Consider the following 13,453-nt stretch of genomic DNA (forward strand, 5'->3'; position numbering starts at 1 on the left):
CACGCTCCTTTCAAAAAATATAAATCAGCGTTAAACTACTCCATCTTCAAACATGAGATTAACTGAAAGCTTTGGCCCGAATTAACACTTCATAATCACGGGCATCGGTAACATTGATATATCGCGCGTCCATATTAAAGGGCTCAAAGGACCTGCCGCCGGTTTTGTAAAATTTACTAAAGAATTCAACGTACTGCAAACGCAATGAGTGCACAAAGGCGCCTAAAATGTTTACCGCAATGCTAAATCCATGACCCCCTGTAAATAAAACGAAACCCAAAAGCCATCCTATGTAAGGAATACTAAATAACTGCATCGTTAGGGTGTTAATAATCATGGCGATAGCTGAGGTTGCTAGACCCAGCGCTAAGAGTCTGCTGTAACTTAAAACATCACCCAAATATGAAGTGATAGAATACAAACTCATCACGCCAGAGAACAGCTTGGAAAATATGTTCTTCTTTTCTCTTCCTTGAGTGGCAATTAATATGCCGGCCCCAACTAAGGAGATAATCGCGCTTGGCGATGAGAAGACGGGAGATAGCATTCCAGCGCGAACCAAGATGTACATAGCCAATCCTAAAAGAAACGTTATCCAGCCTCCCTGATCTCCAATCGCTCCAATGTAATCTTTCTTACGGAGATTATCAAAAAAGGCTATGAAAAGCCCGAAGATGATTTGAACAAAACCTATAAACAACGAAAATCCCAAAAAAGGCATTGGATCGTGCATCACGTCTGTGATCTTCACTGAGTTTTTTAAATCTCTCAATGCTGCGAAAATGGGAAAGGCGTCGATCATATCCCCAAACAAAGAACCCGTCAGAATACCAACCAGAACCGATGAGACTCCTCCTAAGAGGAGCAAAATAAAAAACTTCAAAGCATCTCTACGCGGACAATACTTCAAGATTGCAAAAAGGAGGATTAACGCAAAAATCCCGCCGTAACCAGCATCTCCTAAGCACATGCCAAAAAATAGAAAATAAAATGGGGCAAAAAAGGGAGTCGGATCAATGCCATCATATTCAGGCAACCCGTATAGTTTAGTCAATGGTTCGAATGGCAACACCCATTTTCTGGAAACCAAAAAAATTGGAGGTTCTTCTTCCTCCTCCGGGTCTGAAATTTCCATATGCACTAACTTATCGTAGCAAGATAACGCTTCACTGATAACATCTATCACTACCCGAGGAATCCACATTTGCATCCACGTTGCATGCTCCGTAGATAAGCCCGAGCAAAGAGCCTCAATCCTTTTTTTGGTAAGATTGTAATAATCGTGAAGCAGCTGAACCTTTGAGAAATTCTCTTGAGCTTCTTCGGCAATTTGCTCTAAAAACCGCTCTTCTTGAGATTTCAACTCTTCCTTATGATTAGCAAGTTTGCCTAATTCTTCGGCAGGTGTCCCAGATAACCTTCGATCGAGTTCAACTATAGACGCTCCACTATTGTTAAAAATACTTCTGATCTCTTCATTCTTCTTTCTAATAAAGATCGCAATCGCATAGACTTCCTTATCTTTTTCGGCAGGCATAGAAATGTGAAATTCCCCTTCATCTGGCTTGAGAAACCCACCTAATTCTGTTTTCAGGACACCGACTTGTTCCACAGGAACAGTGGCAATCAAACCAGTTATGTACTCCGTGCCTTCTGTCAATAAAGACAAAGGCAACGAAAAGTCTTTTATTTTCACAAGAATCTCTTCTGCAGCTTTAAGTTTTGAAAGTTCGGTCCCAATTTCTGATAGTTTTTTCTCCATTTCCCTGAGTTTCGAAGAATAATCTACTAAATCAAGTGATTCCTCTAATTTGGCCATCTCATTCAAGGAAACCTTTGGTTTATTTCCCAGTAACTTCGCAATCTTATTTACCTCGTCCTCGTAGTATGGTTCAAGAAACCTTATCACGAACCTCGCTTCGGACAATTTTTCATCAAGATTCTTTAAACCCTCAAGCTGCCGCATATCTCCCTCTGTCCGTTGAGTCTTGATGATCTCACAACATCCAAGCTTTTGTAGATCACTTATCACCTCATCCCTCACGGACTCATGAACCACCAAATCGAGCTTGCAGAACTTAGCTATAGCCATACTTCTTCATCACCTCTTCCACGACTAAAGCAGCAACTTGATCAACCTTGGCTGCATATAGCTCCTTTTGAGAAGTGATTTTCTTTCTTCCCTCCTCTATCGATGAGAGGGCCTTCTTCTCTGCTTCCTCTTCGGCCTTTTGAATTACTTCCCTATACTGAGCCCGAGCTTTGGCTTTTGCTTCTCTGAGTATTTCCTCTGCTTTTGCGCGGGCTTCTTCGAGAATGCTGTGAGCTTTGACTTTCGAGTCATCCACCAACTTCTTAGCGGTTTCTTCGGCTTCTTTTAACTCTTGCGCAATATCAGATGGCATCCTACTCACTCCTTTGCCGAAATTATGTAAAACACACCTAAAATATCTAAAATATATATAAGGAACAAGTTATGATTGCCACAATTGAAGTACAGTCTACTAATTTTGACAAGCAATGTCAAATTACTCCGGTTATATGCAATATGCACAAAAAAACGGAGCGGACACCGGGACTAGAACCCGCGACCCTCGGCCTAAAAAGCCGATGCTCTACCTTCTGAGCTATGTCCCGATCGCGCTCCAAATAATATTAGCACAGATAGGGCTTCTTATTCAATGACTTTTTTAAAGATTCATACAAATTCGATAGAGGCCGACGCTCCTAACTCGATATAAAAAAATTCCTGACAGGCCAAAAAGCCAGTCAGGAACTAAAGTCTGGAGCGGACAACGGGATTCGAACCCGCGACCCTCGGCTTGGGAAGCCGATGCTCTACCAGCTGAGCTATGTCCGCCTGCGCATAAATTATATCGGGAAGGTGTTCCTTTTGCAAGGATCCGATCTTCCTCAAGATGTAACTTTTATGGGCACAAGATCTTCATTAAAGCAAGCAAACAACTAACAATTGTAATGCTGATTGTTAAGAAGGGCCTTCGATATCTCCTCAAGCTTCTCGTCAGTTATGCTGAATTTTTTCTCGAATCTTTTGTCGTTAACTTTTGCAACGATAATCTTGTCGGGAGAAATTTCGCGGATTATGTTTTTCAACTTATCAATTGATCCCGGATCATCGCTACGACCCTTGATGATGGTAATTTCGAATATAAATTTCCCTGAGTATTGCCTCCTAAAAGTGGCCATGTTTGAGATATATTCAGCTAAAGTATACCCTTCGATAGGTCTTTGGAGCTTTTGAAAGTCCTCTTCCGATAATCCCTTTATCTCACCTACAACTTCATCGCAACTATTGGCAATTTTCATATATTCACTTCTACCTAGCAAATATCAACACAAATGCGGGATTACATACAACACCCGGAATACAAAAACTCCTTAAAAATTGTCTGAGCCAGGTGCTCTCGATAACTTAAAGCTCAAAGATTGACCATCAGTTGTCTGCGAAGTCCTCGTCATCAAGGTCACGCACTCTACGTGGCTTGTCTGAGGAAACATATCGAAAGGGCAGTAGGCTTGACGGGTTGATATCCCAAATGTCCAGCAAAGACTTTGCCGTCCCTTGCCAGTGTAACCGGATTGCATGACACATATACTATTCTTAGTTGGTCCTAATCGTGCCTATAGAAACGTCAAAACATCCTTATGACAACCCGTCCTCGCGGTGGATCCAGGACTATCACATCAAAGGTCGCCGTCAATTCTTGTTCCAAAGACCACATCTTCAGCCTTTGCCACAGAGCAAGCAAGCACATTCGAGAGGCCGTTTTTAGCAATATTCAAGCGATCAACGACTTGCAAGCAGGCTGCCATTCCTCCACCGCTACCACGTTTTCGCAGTATAGAGGCCAAAAATACACGTTATTGCTGCCTACTCCAGCAGTAAAGCTCTAAGACCCTGCCTGCTTGTCTGCTATATGCATTCTGATACAGTTTTGCATATATTGTAAGCCTGAGGCTAACATTAACTTGAAAAAAATCGCTTAATCGTCGTAACTGTAACTCAAAAGCCCCGATAAATTCCTCGTAAGCTCGTCATCGTCTCCAGCTAAAAGAAACGTTTCATGTGCCCCACACGAAAGTTACCGCTAGATGTGTTTATATTGACCAAAACGCCCTGCAGAAAGGGACGATAGCTCTGTCGATGAAACTGAGTTGAGATATACGCTTTAATTTCGTTTAACTCAGAGCGTTCGAGGATTACGGCTTAAAATCCAAGCCATCAGATGCTCTTTCGATTTGCCAATGATGATCTAATAACGATATGGCGGAGAAGACCCTCGCTGCTGCGCTCATCATAAAAGGTAATGTCATCTTGCTTTATGATGTAAGACAACCGGTTATAAACGCTGTTTATCAAAGGGATCAAGGATGAGACATCTTTTAATGTCGATGACTTCATGTGTGCCTCGGGCAAAATAGCCTAACTTCTTCCGATTTTTCTGATAACGCGCATGGATTATGGCTTTATTTCTGTACCCCCACACTTGCGGACTGGGGACTACTCGGCTCAATGATCACATTCGGCCATTTTCCTATCCTCGTGATAGCTTCTCCAATTAAGTGTTCTTTCGCACTAAGCTGATAATCATATGAGGCGTGCTGAAGGTCGCACCCTCCGCACGCCTCATAATACTCGCATATTGGGTTCCACACGATATGAACTAGCCTTTGAGTATGGATTTCACCGTTGCAATGGCGTAATGCCTTCTACGGTCAACAATTTCAGCTAAAACGACTTCGCCCAGCAATGCGCCTGGAACAAAAATCACCTGACCCTCGGCTCTCGCGATGCCACGAGCTTTGCTGTCTATCCCTTCTATTGTTAGGATAATCCTTTCATCAGAGAACTGGTTCATGCCATTTCAACATCAAACTTGAATTACAGCTTCTCCTTCATGAGGCCATATCCAAGCTCAAAGGCTTTCAGGTTTAATTCTTCTGTTCCCTTCGGCACCCGGTCCAATATGGCCTTGCGTATGGATTCTGGCTTAGCCAACTCCCAACTTTCCAAGACCCGTGCTACAGCTCCTAAGGCAACCATATTCGTAACTATCTCTCTTCCAACTTCCTCCCTGGCAGTCTTTACAATTGGAAGGGAATATACTTTTGCATCCACTTTTGGTGGCTCCGTAACGAAGAAATCGTCAACTATAACAACACTGCCAGGAAGAGCATCATGAACGTATTTATCACAAGCCTTCTGAGTTAAAATAACCTGCAAGTTTGGGCTTGTGACCTTAGGATAATCTATCCTGCTCCGTGACACGACGACCTCGGCCTTGGAGGCTCCTCCTCTTGCTTCAGGACCGTAAGCTTGAGTCTGTACGACATTTAAACCTTCTTCGTATAAAGCTAGGGCTTCTCCAACTATGACGGCCGCCAAGATAACGCCCTGACCACCTGACCCAGCTATACGAATTTCATAGCGTTGATCGCCCATCAACTATTACCTCCTACGCGTTCAATCAAATTCAAATATTGTTCTACATATTCAGGCAGCTCTACGTTTGCAAACTCACCGATCACTATCTTTCCTTCCAATTGCTCGGGTGGCATAGTCGCAGCCTTGTTGTACATAATGCTGTTGTCCTTGAAGAAATTGATATTATCAATCGGCCTCGGCCTCTTGTTCTTTCGACCAAACTGAGTATGACAGTGAGTCATGACCTCGACCACCGCAAAACCCTTTTTTGAAATAGCAGTCTTAATATACTTCTCAACAAGTAACGGGTGAGCTACCGTCGCTCTTGCCACATAAGAAGCCCCAGCCCCGACGGCAAGCTTGCATATATCAAAAGGAACATCGAGCACACCGTAGGGTGCCGTAGTGGCATAAGCGCCCACAGGAGTTGTTGGAGATGCTTGCCCTCCCGTCATTCCATAAATGTTATTGTTCATGACGATAGCGGTGATGTCAATGTTACGCCTGCAAGCGTGTATGAAGTGATTGCCCCCTATAGCAGTGCAGTCTCCATCACCCATTACATCAACTACGGTCAACTCAGGATTTGCCAATTTTACCCCTGTGGCAAATGCCAAAGATCTGCCGTGAGTTGTATGCATCGTACAGGCATCAATATAACCGGGCATCCTGCTAGAGCAACCAATGCCAGAAGCGATAACTGTCTCTTCTTTCTTTTTCTCCAAATCTACAAGAGCCCTTAACAAAGCATGCATTATGATCCCATGGCCGCACCCAGGGCACCAAATATGAGGAAAAAAGCGCTGGCGCAACCAACCAAGTACTTCCGGGCTAGGCATCTTACGCTACCTCCTTGATAAACTCAAAAATTTCTGAAGGCCTAAAGAGATCACCATTAACCAAACCCTTCCCAAAAACTTTGGCCTTGCCTTCCACAGCCCTTTGCACCTCCAGGACCATCTGTCCACAGTTAAGTTCTGGGACTAGCACTGCCTTAACGCCATCCAAAAGGACTTGTAGTTCATCCACAGGAAAGGGCCAAAGCGTTATAGGTCTGAAAAACCCGACTTTTATGCCCCTGCTTCTTGCCTCTCGCACCGCACTGAGAGCAGTACGGGAGACGGAACCATAAGCCACCACGATCATATCAGCATCTTGAGTCTCATAAGTATCGCATTTAACGATCTCGCCTTTAAAGCGGTCCACCTTTCGCACCAATCGCCAAATCTTGCTCTCAGTCACGTCTGGATCGTTGGTTGGGAAACCCCATTCGTTATGGGTCAAACCAGTAACATGCCATCTATAACCATCTCCAAAAGAGGCCATAGGGGGAATGTCGTCTTCGGGATCGGGCTTATAGGGTATGTATTCCTCAGGCTTCACCTTAGGCTTTTTACGGTTTACGATGGGAATTGACTCCCCTTCGGGAATAACTACCTTTTCTCTCATATGACCGACGACTTCATCGCTCAACAAAATGACGGGTTGTCGAAAGCGCTCGGAAAGGTTAAAAGCATCTATCGTAAGTTCGTAACACTCTTGAACCGAGGCGGGAGCCAACGCGATCGTTTCATGATCTCCATGTGTACCCCACCTAGCTTGCATAACGTCTTGTTGAGAAACCTTAGTGGGTAGGCCCGTGGAAGGTCCCCCCCTCATAACATTTACCACCACTATTGGAACTTCCGTCATATAGGCAAATCCAATATTCTCCTGTTTTAGCGAAAATCCCGGACCAGAAGTGGCCGTCATCGCTTTGTACCCAGCGATGGAAGCACCAATAACGGCAGCAACGCTACCAATTTCGTCCTCCATCTGAATAAACTTTCCGCCAACTTTGGGCAGCTCAACTGCCATTATCTCAGCTATCTCAGATGAAGGAGTTATGGGGTAGCCCCCAAAAAAACGGCACCCCGCAGCTATTGCACCCATTGCGACAGCTGTATTACCCTGCCAAAATCGGATTTCAGGCATCAGATTTCGCCTCCCTAACTGTGACTGCAAAATCAGGACAGATATTTTCACATTGATGACACCCAATGCAATCGTCCAACCTTGTGGGCTCCGCCTTGACTTTTTCGTTAAATTCCAACACTTTTTTAGGACATATGTCTATGCAAAGCCCACACCCCTTACACCAATCTTCGTCAATGCTTACGATAAACTTTGCCAAAGGAGACACCACCCTCCACAGAATCTAATGATTATTTAGTAATTACAAAGTCAATTATGACGATAATGGAAATATCATGCAAATATAAACATGATTTTACTATTGCGAATATTCTGACATTAGAGGACAAGTATGTTTACGATCCAATATTTGCTAAAAACAACATGTATCACCAAACAGATCCAGTAAACATCTCAAAGGGGTTGAAACAATTTGGGAACCTACCCCCAGTATGCCCCCTTTCACGCCTTTGCACAGCATGTACAATATGTTTCTCAACTGTAAGGTTCTCTCAGATACAGCGCCCTGATTTTCGAAGGACATTTAGCCTCGCTTCTAAACCTGAAGCCGAGTTTTGCCACGTTACTGCCTCGTGTACTGTTGGGCACGAGGCATGCTCCTTCAGGCTTAGCACGGAACCGAACCACATCATCGCCAATCACAAATATCTGCTCACTTCTCCTCTTTGATATATCATTTATCATCGAGTGAAGCTCTTTCTCGTCAATGACCTTAGGTTCTATTATTTCGATGAAATCATTTCCATTACTTTCAAAGGCTGAGGCATAATATTCATGGCCTCTGGCCCAAATCACAGGAATAACTACAACATTCTTTACGAAAAGAAAATCGCACGCTAAGGCTTTCAGGGAAAGTATCGGGATAACGGGTACTTCCAAACCAAAGGCAAGTGTCATGGCATAAGACAATCCCACACGCACACCGGTAAAATAACCAGGCCCAATGGTGGTAGCCACGGCATCTATATCGGTCAAAGTAAAACCCACGAAGCCTAAAAGTTTCTCCACCAAGCCTGGGAGAAGTGAAGATTGATACCTACCGATATCCAAGGCCATTTCCCCAATTACTCTATCACCCTTTGCGTAACCTACGGCCGTATATCTCGTAGAACAATCGATTCCCAGAATCAAGCAATCCTTGGATTCTAAGCACCCCATGGCGACACCTTCCTATTTAAACGTCTTAATGCTTCGATTGCATTAACCCCCGAAGCCCGCATTTTGACCATTCTATGCTCACTTTTAACTGAATCATCGTCGTATAAAATCATGACATGCCACCACTCGGTTGTAAAGGAAAAATAGTCGGGCTTGCCCCATTCAATTATCACTAAATAACCGTTATCTATATACTCTTCAATACCCATCTCTGCTAACTCTGATGCTTTCAAGCGGTAAAGATCAATATGAGCTATTGGCGGATCGGTAGGATATTCATTGATCAATGTAAAGGAAGGACTTCTTACTTCATGCCAATCAAAAGCCGCTGCGATTCCTCTTACTAAGGTCGTCTTGCCCGTTCCGAGCTCGCCATCGAGGTAAATGACCAATCCTGGAAATGCGACAGTTCCCATTTCCTTTCCAAGATCCAGCATCATCTTAGGAGATCTAACAACGTAAGAGTAAGGGAAAACCATGAGCAATTACACCACCAATCATCTTTTTCTCAGGCCAAATAGCAAAACGACACCTAAAAGCCCGAATAATATCACAATAACGTAGAAAGGAAGAGAAAAGCGAGGGCTTTGAAATTTAGACCACATAAAAAAAAGCCCTATAAAAGCGAGCGATAGAACTGTAATTTTAAAGCCGTGTAAGCGCGTCCTTTCCGTCTTTTTCAATTCCTCTTCCCAGTCTACCCTTTTTCTTGGCATACCGAATATCTCCTATTACATTCCTAATTTCATCAGCAATTTCCCTCGATAATACTCCATCAAGACCTTTCTTTAACTCCAATTCTTCCCCAGCCTTTGCGTGTAACCACACAGCCAAGCTCGCTCCATCAGTTAAATCAAGACCTGAGGCCAAGAAAGTCCCAATGATACCACTTAACACATCGCCTGATCCAGGGACAGAAAGAGCGGGGCTTCCAGCATCGCAAATTCGAAACTGGGATCCGTCACTAATTATGCTACGAAACCCTTTAAGCACGGAGGGGCCAAATCTAAGAGAAAGCTTTTGTATTGCCTCCAAGCGATTCGCCCGAACCCACGCTGGTTCACAACCTAATAACCTAGCTGTCTCTCCCTCATGTGGAGTTAAGACTACATCGCTTCTTCTTCTCAGTATCGACGAAGCAACCGAAAGAGCATATAATGCGTCAGCATCGTAGACCATCATTTTTGGCCATTTTTCCCAAAGCTTTAAAGCTAGTTCAATTGTCTCGCTTTCTCGGCCCACGCCTGGGCCCACTATTAAAACATCTATTTTCTCTTTGAGAGGAAGTAACACTTCAAGCGCGCCTGCGGACAACGTCCTTCTATCGGTCCTTACCGGAAGGCAAATAGCTTCGGGAATAAATTGGCCTGATTGTGAGTAAACATCTTCTGGAAGGATTATATACACTATGCCCGCCCCGGCTCTTAAGGCACCCAGGGCAGAAAGCATCGGCGCTCCCCTATAAAGATCAGACCCTCCCAGAATGGCTACACAGCCCCTATTGCCTTTATGCAAGCCTAAGGGCCTATCAGGCAAGACATCAAGTGAGGACTCTTTGTCCCACAAAAAACAGTTCGTCTCAAAGGTCAACGCCCCTAACATGGGATGTACGCCTATATCAGCCAATAAAACCCTTCCAGAGTAAAAAGCGCCAGGAGCTATATAAAGTCCTAATTTATAGACATGCATCGTTATAGTCACATCAGCCATTACCGCCGCACCTGGAACACACCCGGTCGAAGACTCAACCCCGCTCGGGACATCCACAGAAACCACGAAAGAAGCTTTGCGCAACGCTTTGATCAACCTTGCAATTTCGCCTTCCGGAACCCCCTTAAAACCCACCCCCAAGAGCGCATCTACACATATATCGGCTTCTTTTATCTCATTTACAAGCTGCGAGTCGGAAAGTTCATCGGAAAAGGCAATTTTGCCTCCAACTTTCATGAAAGCATTAGCGTTGGTGAAAGCGTCTCCTTTATAGCGTTCAAGCATAGACACCGAACTGATCAACTTGACGTCTAGGCCTTCGTTAAGGAGATGTCGCCCTGCCACAAAGCCATCTCCACCGTTATTCCCAGGGCCCGAAAATATTAAAACCCTTCCTTTTCCTCCTTTTTCTTGGGCTAAAAATTGCGATACGTACGATGCAACGGTTCTGCCGGCATTTTCCATCAAAACAAGTCCAGGCAGAGAAAACTCGTCCATAATCCATCTGTCGATCTTTTTTGCTATCTCGGCGGTATAAAGTGGAATCATCCTCATGCCTCCAATATCACAAAAGCTATAGCCATATTATTTTCGTGACTGATCGAAAGCCAAACTTTACTTATCCCTCTATCTTCCAGTATTTTAGCCAATTTATCGTTAAAACAGAATCGCGGATCGCCTTCCTCGTTGTGAACAACCCAGGCATTTTTTAACCCCATGCGCCACAAACCCAGCGTCAAGGCTTTAGAGAGAGCCTCCCTAGCTGCATAAAAACCAGCGAGATGTTGTTCTGGACAGGCTTTGGAAAAGGCAAATGCTATTTCGGTCTCCACAAATATCTTTTCTAGAAACTTTTTTGATTTCATACGAACACTTATCCTGGATATGTTGCACAAATCCACCCCGATCCCTTTTATCACTACATTACCAACTCTCTTTCCGTAAACTTATAAAAAAGGGAGTCCAGCATTTTGACCAGACTCCCTTTATGACCTTTTGGTGGGTGGTGCAGGACTCGAACCTGCGACCTCTTCCGCGTCAAGGAAGCGTTCTCCCTCTGAACTAACCACCCTTGGGACAAAACGTACACGGACTTAAATTGTCAACATGAGATAAATGCTGCTTTGGCCATTGCGACTAACTCGCTCAAAAACACCGAGGCGCAAGCTCAATTTTAACGTTAATCGTGCAACCGTCAATTAGACTTTATCAAACCCAATCAGCGTTGTCAACATAGCTTGCCGATGGTCTTATAAATAGGAGCGATCTCGTGCTTCGTCGGAGTCTTCGGATCATAAATTCCTCTCAACCTTTTTCAGTCCCTCGATCACCCGCCCATCAATTTCTTTCAGAAGATCCTTTAAATCGGCCCTTAGATCGTCACAGAACTTTTGATCCTTGATGCCTCCTAAGTTTATCCTCACATTGTAGGCAGCTGCTTTTGCAGCACTAGAAGAAAGCAGCAGAGCTGTACCACTATCAGTAATTGCATTGACGTTTCCTTTCTCAACCACAAGCACAGCTTGCTTTGAAAGTTCAAGACAGTCTCTCAGCGTCTCCATCGGCACAAGTGCAGCCTTTTTAAGGGCTTCCTGCATGGCAACGCTTCTTTTGGCCTTATTTTCATCTGTATCTTTTGGGAGGCGCATGGCCTGCATGAACTCATTGAAGGCCAATACGTCTTCGTCCATCAAAGCAAGAAATTCATCGCGTAACTTGTCAGCCTTTTCTGCCAATTCCTCCATCAATACCCATTCTTCTTTGTATTTTTCCTTTCCCATAGTAAGCCTCGCCACCATGGAAACTAAGGCTGCTCCTAAAGCTCCGCCCAGAGCAGCTACGCTTCCTCCTCCCGGTGCTGGAGAATCTGAGGCTAACTCCCTTAAAAATTGTTCAATGGTCATTTCCATCATAGACATGTTCCCACCCCCAACGAAACCTCTTGGCCCATTTTATATACTTCCTTTACATTAAACCATCCTAAGTGATAGGCAATGACACCCGGAGTTTCTCCTTCCAATACCACAAAGTCCGCTTTTTTACCCTTTTCAAGGCTTCCGACAAGGGAAGCCATACCTATTGCATAAGCGGCGTTAATTGTCGAAGCTACCAATGCTTCTTCTACCGATAAACCCATGCCCAAGACGGCGAGCCTAAAGACGACCTCCATTGATTCGCAATAACAAGAACCGGGATTACAATCAGTGGCCAAAGCTACTGGAACACCCAACTCAATCATTTTTTTCGCAGGGGCATAAGGCTTTCTTAAACTGAGAGCCGTTGCCGGCAAAAGCACTGCAGTCACATTGCTCTCTGCCATGGCCTTTAATCCCTCATCGTTTGCTGCTAGTAAGTGTTCAGCTGAATCCACCTTTAATTCAGCTGCCAACTTAGCCCCGCCTAAATCACAAACCTCGTCAGCATGAAGCTTTAAACCCAACCCATGATCTTTAGCTGCGCTTAAAATCCTTCTCGAATCTTCAATGGAAAAGACGCCTTCCTCACAAAAGACATCGCAATATTTGGCAAGTCCTTTTGTCGCAACGTACGGTATCATTTCCTCGATTATAAGATCTACGTAAGCTTGTGGGTTGTCCTTGTATTCTCGGGGAACTGGCGTGAGCTCCCATAAAGGTGGGAACTACATCGAGTGGCTTGCCATCTAATTGCTTTATGACCTCTAACATCTTCACTTCATGTTCCAAAGAAAGTCCGTAGCCACTTTTTATCTCCATCGTCGTAACACCGTTTTTTAAGGCCCTCATGACGATCTTTTTGGTGTTGTTGTAAAGTTCCTCCTTACTGGCCGATCTTACGTTATCAACAGTAGAAAGGATTCCACCGCCCTTTTCAAGGATTTCAAGATAGGTAGCACCTTGAAGACGCATTATAAATTCCTTTTCCCGTGTTCCTATAAAACAAGCATGCGTATGAGGATCAATGAACCCAGGAATTACACATCTGCCGCCCATGTCTATTTCCTCGGCTTTCTTTGGAGCACGCTTCATGACGTCAGATTCTCGGCCTATATCAACGATATAGCCTTCCTTGGTTGCTATCGCCCCATCTTCTATAACTAAAACACGCCCCATCTCCTCGCCTTTCAAAGGTCTGCCCTTATCAATAGGTGTATATATGTGAGCATTTCTAAAAATTCTAGTCATG

14 protein-coding genes, 3 tRNA genes and 1 pseudogene are annotated in these 13,453 nt (G+C 44.3%); all 18 read right to left on the bottom strand.

The window, feature by feature from the left end; translation table 11 throughout:
* Positions 1–58: 58 nt before the first annotated feature.
* The 18 genes and pseudogenes from AC5SXE_RS07420 to hutI all read right to left on the bottom strand — a co-directional run bounded on the left by AC5SXE_RS07420 (position 59) and on the right by hutI (position 13,452).
* Positions 59–2,092 (bottom strand): V-type ATP synthase subunit I, encoded by a 2,034-nt coding sequence (locus tag AC5SXE_RS07420; RefSeq protein ID WP_493917061.1) that lies wholly within the window; start codon positions 2,090–2,092, stop codon positions 59–61.
* Positions 2,079–2,405 (bottom strand): hypothetical protein, encoded by a 327-nt coding sequence (locus AC5SXE_RS07425; protein ID WP_323721573.1) that lies wholly within the window; start codon positions 2,403–2,405, stop codon positions 2,079–2,081. Before AC5SXE_RS07425 ends, AC5SXE_RS07420 begins: the two co-directional genes overlap by 14 nt.
* A gap of 159 nt (positions 2,406–2,564) precedes the next feature.
* Positions 2,565–2,635: transfer RNA gene (locus tag AC5SXE_RS07430), tRNA-Lys, on the bottom strand.
* Positions 2,636–2,784: 149 nt separating this feature from the next.
* Positions 2,785–2,860 (bottom strand) — tRNA-Gly (locus tag AC5SXE_RS07435).
* Positions 2,861–2,964: 104 nt separating this feature from the next.
* A complete protein-coding gene (locus AC5SXE_RS07440) occupies positions 2,965–3,327 on the bottom strand; it encodes a radical SAM protein (protein WP_493917062.1) in 363 nt (120 codons plus the stop codon).
* 378 nt (positions 3,328–3,705) lie between these two features.
* Positions 3,706–3,834, bottom strand: coding sequence for a hypothetical protein (locus AC5SXE_RS07445; protein ID WP_493917063.1), 129 nt, complete (start codon positions 3,832–3,834; stop codon positions 3,706–3,708).
* A gap of 851 nt (positions 3,835–4,685) precedes the next feature.
* Positions 4,686–4,880 (bottom strand): TRAM domain-containing protein, encoded by a 195-nt coding sequence (locus tag AC5SXE_RS07450; protein WP_493917064.1) that lies wholly within the window; start codon positions 4,878–4,880, stop codon positions 4,686–4,688.
* 23 nt (positions 4,881–4,903) lie between these two features.
* Positions 4,904–5,464 carry a 2-oxoacid:acceptor oxidoreductase family protein gene (locus tag AC5SXE_RS07455; RefSeq protein WP_323721575.1) on the bottom strand — a complete coding sequence of 187 codons (561 nt, stop codon included), beginning with the start codon at positions 5,462–5,464 and terminating at the stop codon, positions 4,904–4,906.
* Positions 5,464–6,285, bottom strand: a complete 822-nt coding sequence (locus AC5SXE_RS07460) for a 2-oxoacid:ferredoxin oxidoreductase subunit beta (RefSeq protein ID WP_323721576.1) — start codon at positions 6,283–6,285, stop codon at positions 5,464–5,466. The genes AC5SXE_RS07455 and AC5SXE_RS07460 overlap by 1 nt, the downstream gene beginning before the upstream one ends.
* A 1-nt stretch (position 6,286) precedes the next feature.
* On the bottom strand, positions 6,287–7,420 hold the full coding sequence (locus AC5SXE_RS07465; RefSeq protein WP_323721577.1) for a 2-oxoacid:acceptor oxidoreductase subunit alpha: 1,134 nt from the start codon (positions 7,418–7,420) through the stop codon (positions 6,287–6,289).
* Positions 7,413–7,619: a 4Fe-4S dicluster domain-containing protein gene (locus tag AC5SXE_RS07470; RefSeq protein ID WP_303883567.1), complete on the bottom strand. Its 207-nt coding sequence runs from the start codon at positions 7,617–7,619 to the stop codon at positions 7,413–7,415. Before AC5SXE_RS07470 ends, AC5SXE_RS07465 begins: the two co-directional genes overlap by 8 nt.
* A gap of 275 nt (positions 7,620–7,894) precedes the next feature.
* The gene (tsaB, locus tag AC5SXE_RS07475) at positions 7,895–8,578 is read right to left on the bottom strand and encodes a tRNA (adenosine(37)-N6)-threonylcarbamoyltransferase complex dimerization subunit type 1 TsaB (protein WP_493917065.1); all 684 of its coding nucleotides are present in this window, start codon (positions 8,576–8,578) and stop codon (positions 7,895–7,897) included.
* Positions 8,566–9,057 carry a tRNA (adenosine(37)-N6)-threonylcarbamoyltransferase complex ATPase subunit type 1 TsaE gene (tsaE, locus tag AC5SXE_RS07480; RefSeq protein ID WP_323721579.1) on the bottom strand — a complete coding sequence of 164 codons (492 nt, stop codon included), beginning with the start codon at positions 9,055–9,057 and terminating at the stop codon, positions 8,566–8,568. Before tsaE ends, tsaB begins: the two co-directional genes overlap by 13 nt.
* A gap of 166 nt (positions 9,058–9,223) precedes the next feature.
* The gene (locus AC5SXE_RS07485; protein ID WP_493917066.1) at positions 9,224–10,837 is read right to left on the bottom strand and encodes an NAD(P)H-hydrate dehydratase; all 1,614 of its coding nucleotides are present in this window, start codon (positions 10,835–10,837) and stop codon (positions 9,224–9,226) included.
* 2 nt (positions 10,838–10,839) lie between these two features.
* Positions 10,840–11,208: a holo-ACP synthase gene (gene acpS, locus AC5SXE_RS07490; RefSeq protein ID WP_493917067.1), complete on the bottom strand. Its 369-nt coding sequence runs from the start codon at positions 11,206–11,208 to the stop codon at positions 10,840–10,842.
* A 77-nt stretch (positions 11,209–11,285) separates the two neighbouring features.
* Positions 11,286–11,360 (bottom strand) — tRNA-Val (locus AC5SXE_RS07495).
* A 220-nt stretch (positions 11,361–11,580) separates the two neighbouring features.
* Positions 11,581–12,207, bottom strand: a complete 627-nt coding sequence (locus AC5SXE_RS07500) for a cyclodeaminase/cyclohydrolase family protein (RefSeq protein WP_493917068.1) — start codon at positions 12,205–12,207, stop codon at positions 11,581–11,583.
* A pseudogene (hutI, locus tag AC5SXE_RS07505) lies at positions 12,198–13,452 on the bottom strand (imidazolonepropionase). Before hutI ends, AC5SXE_RS07500 begins: the two are co-directional and overlap by 10 nt.
* Position 13,453 lies beyond the last annotated feature (1 nt).

It is taken from the genome of Acetomicrobium sp., assembly GCF_059026225.1.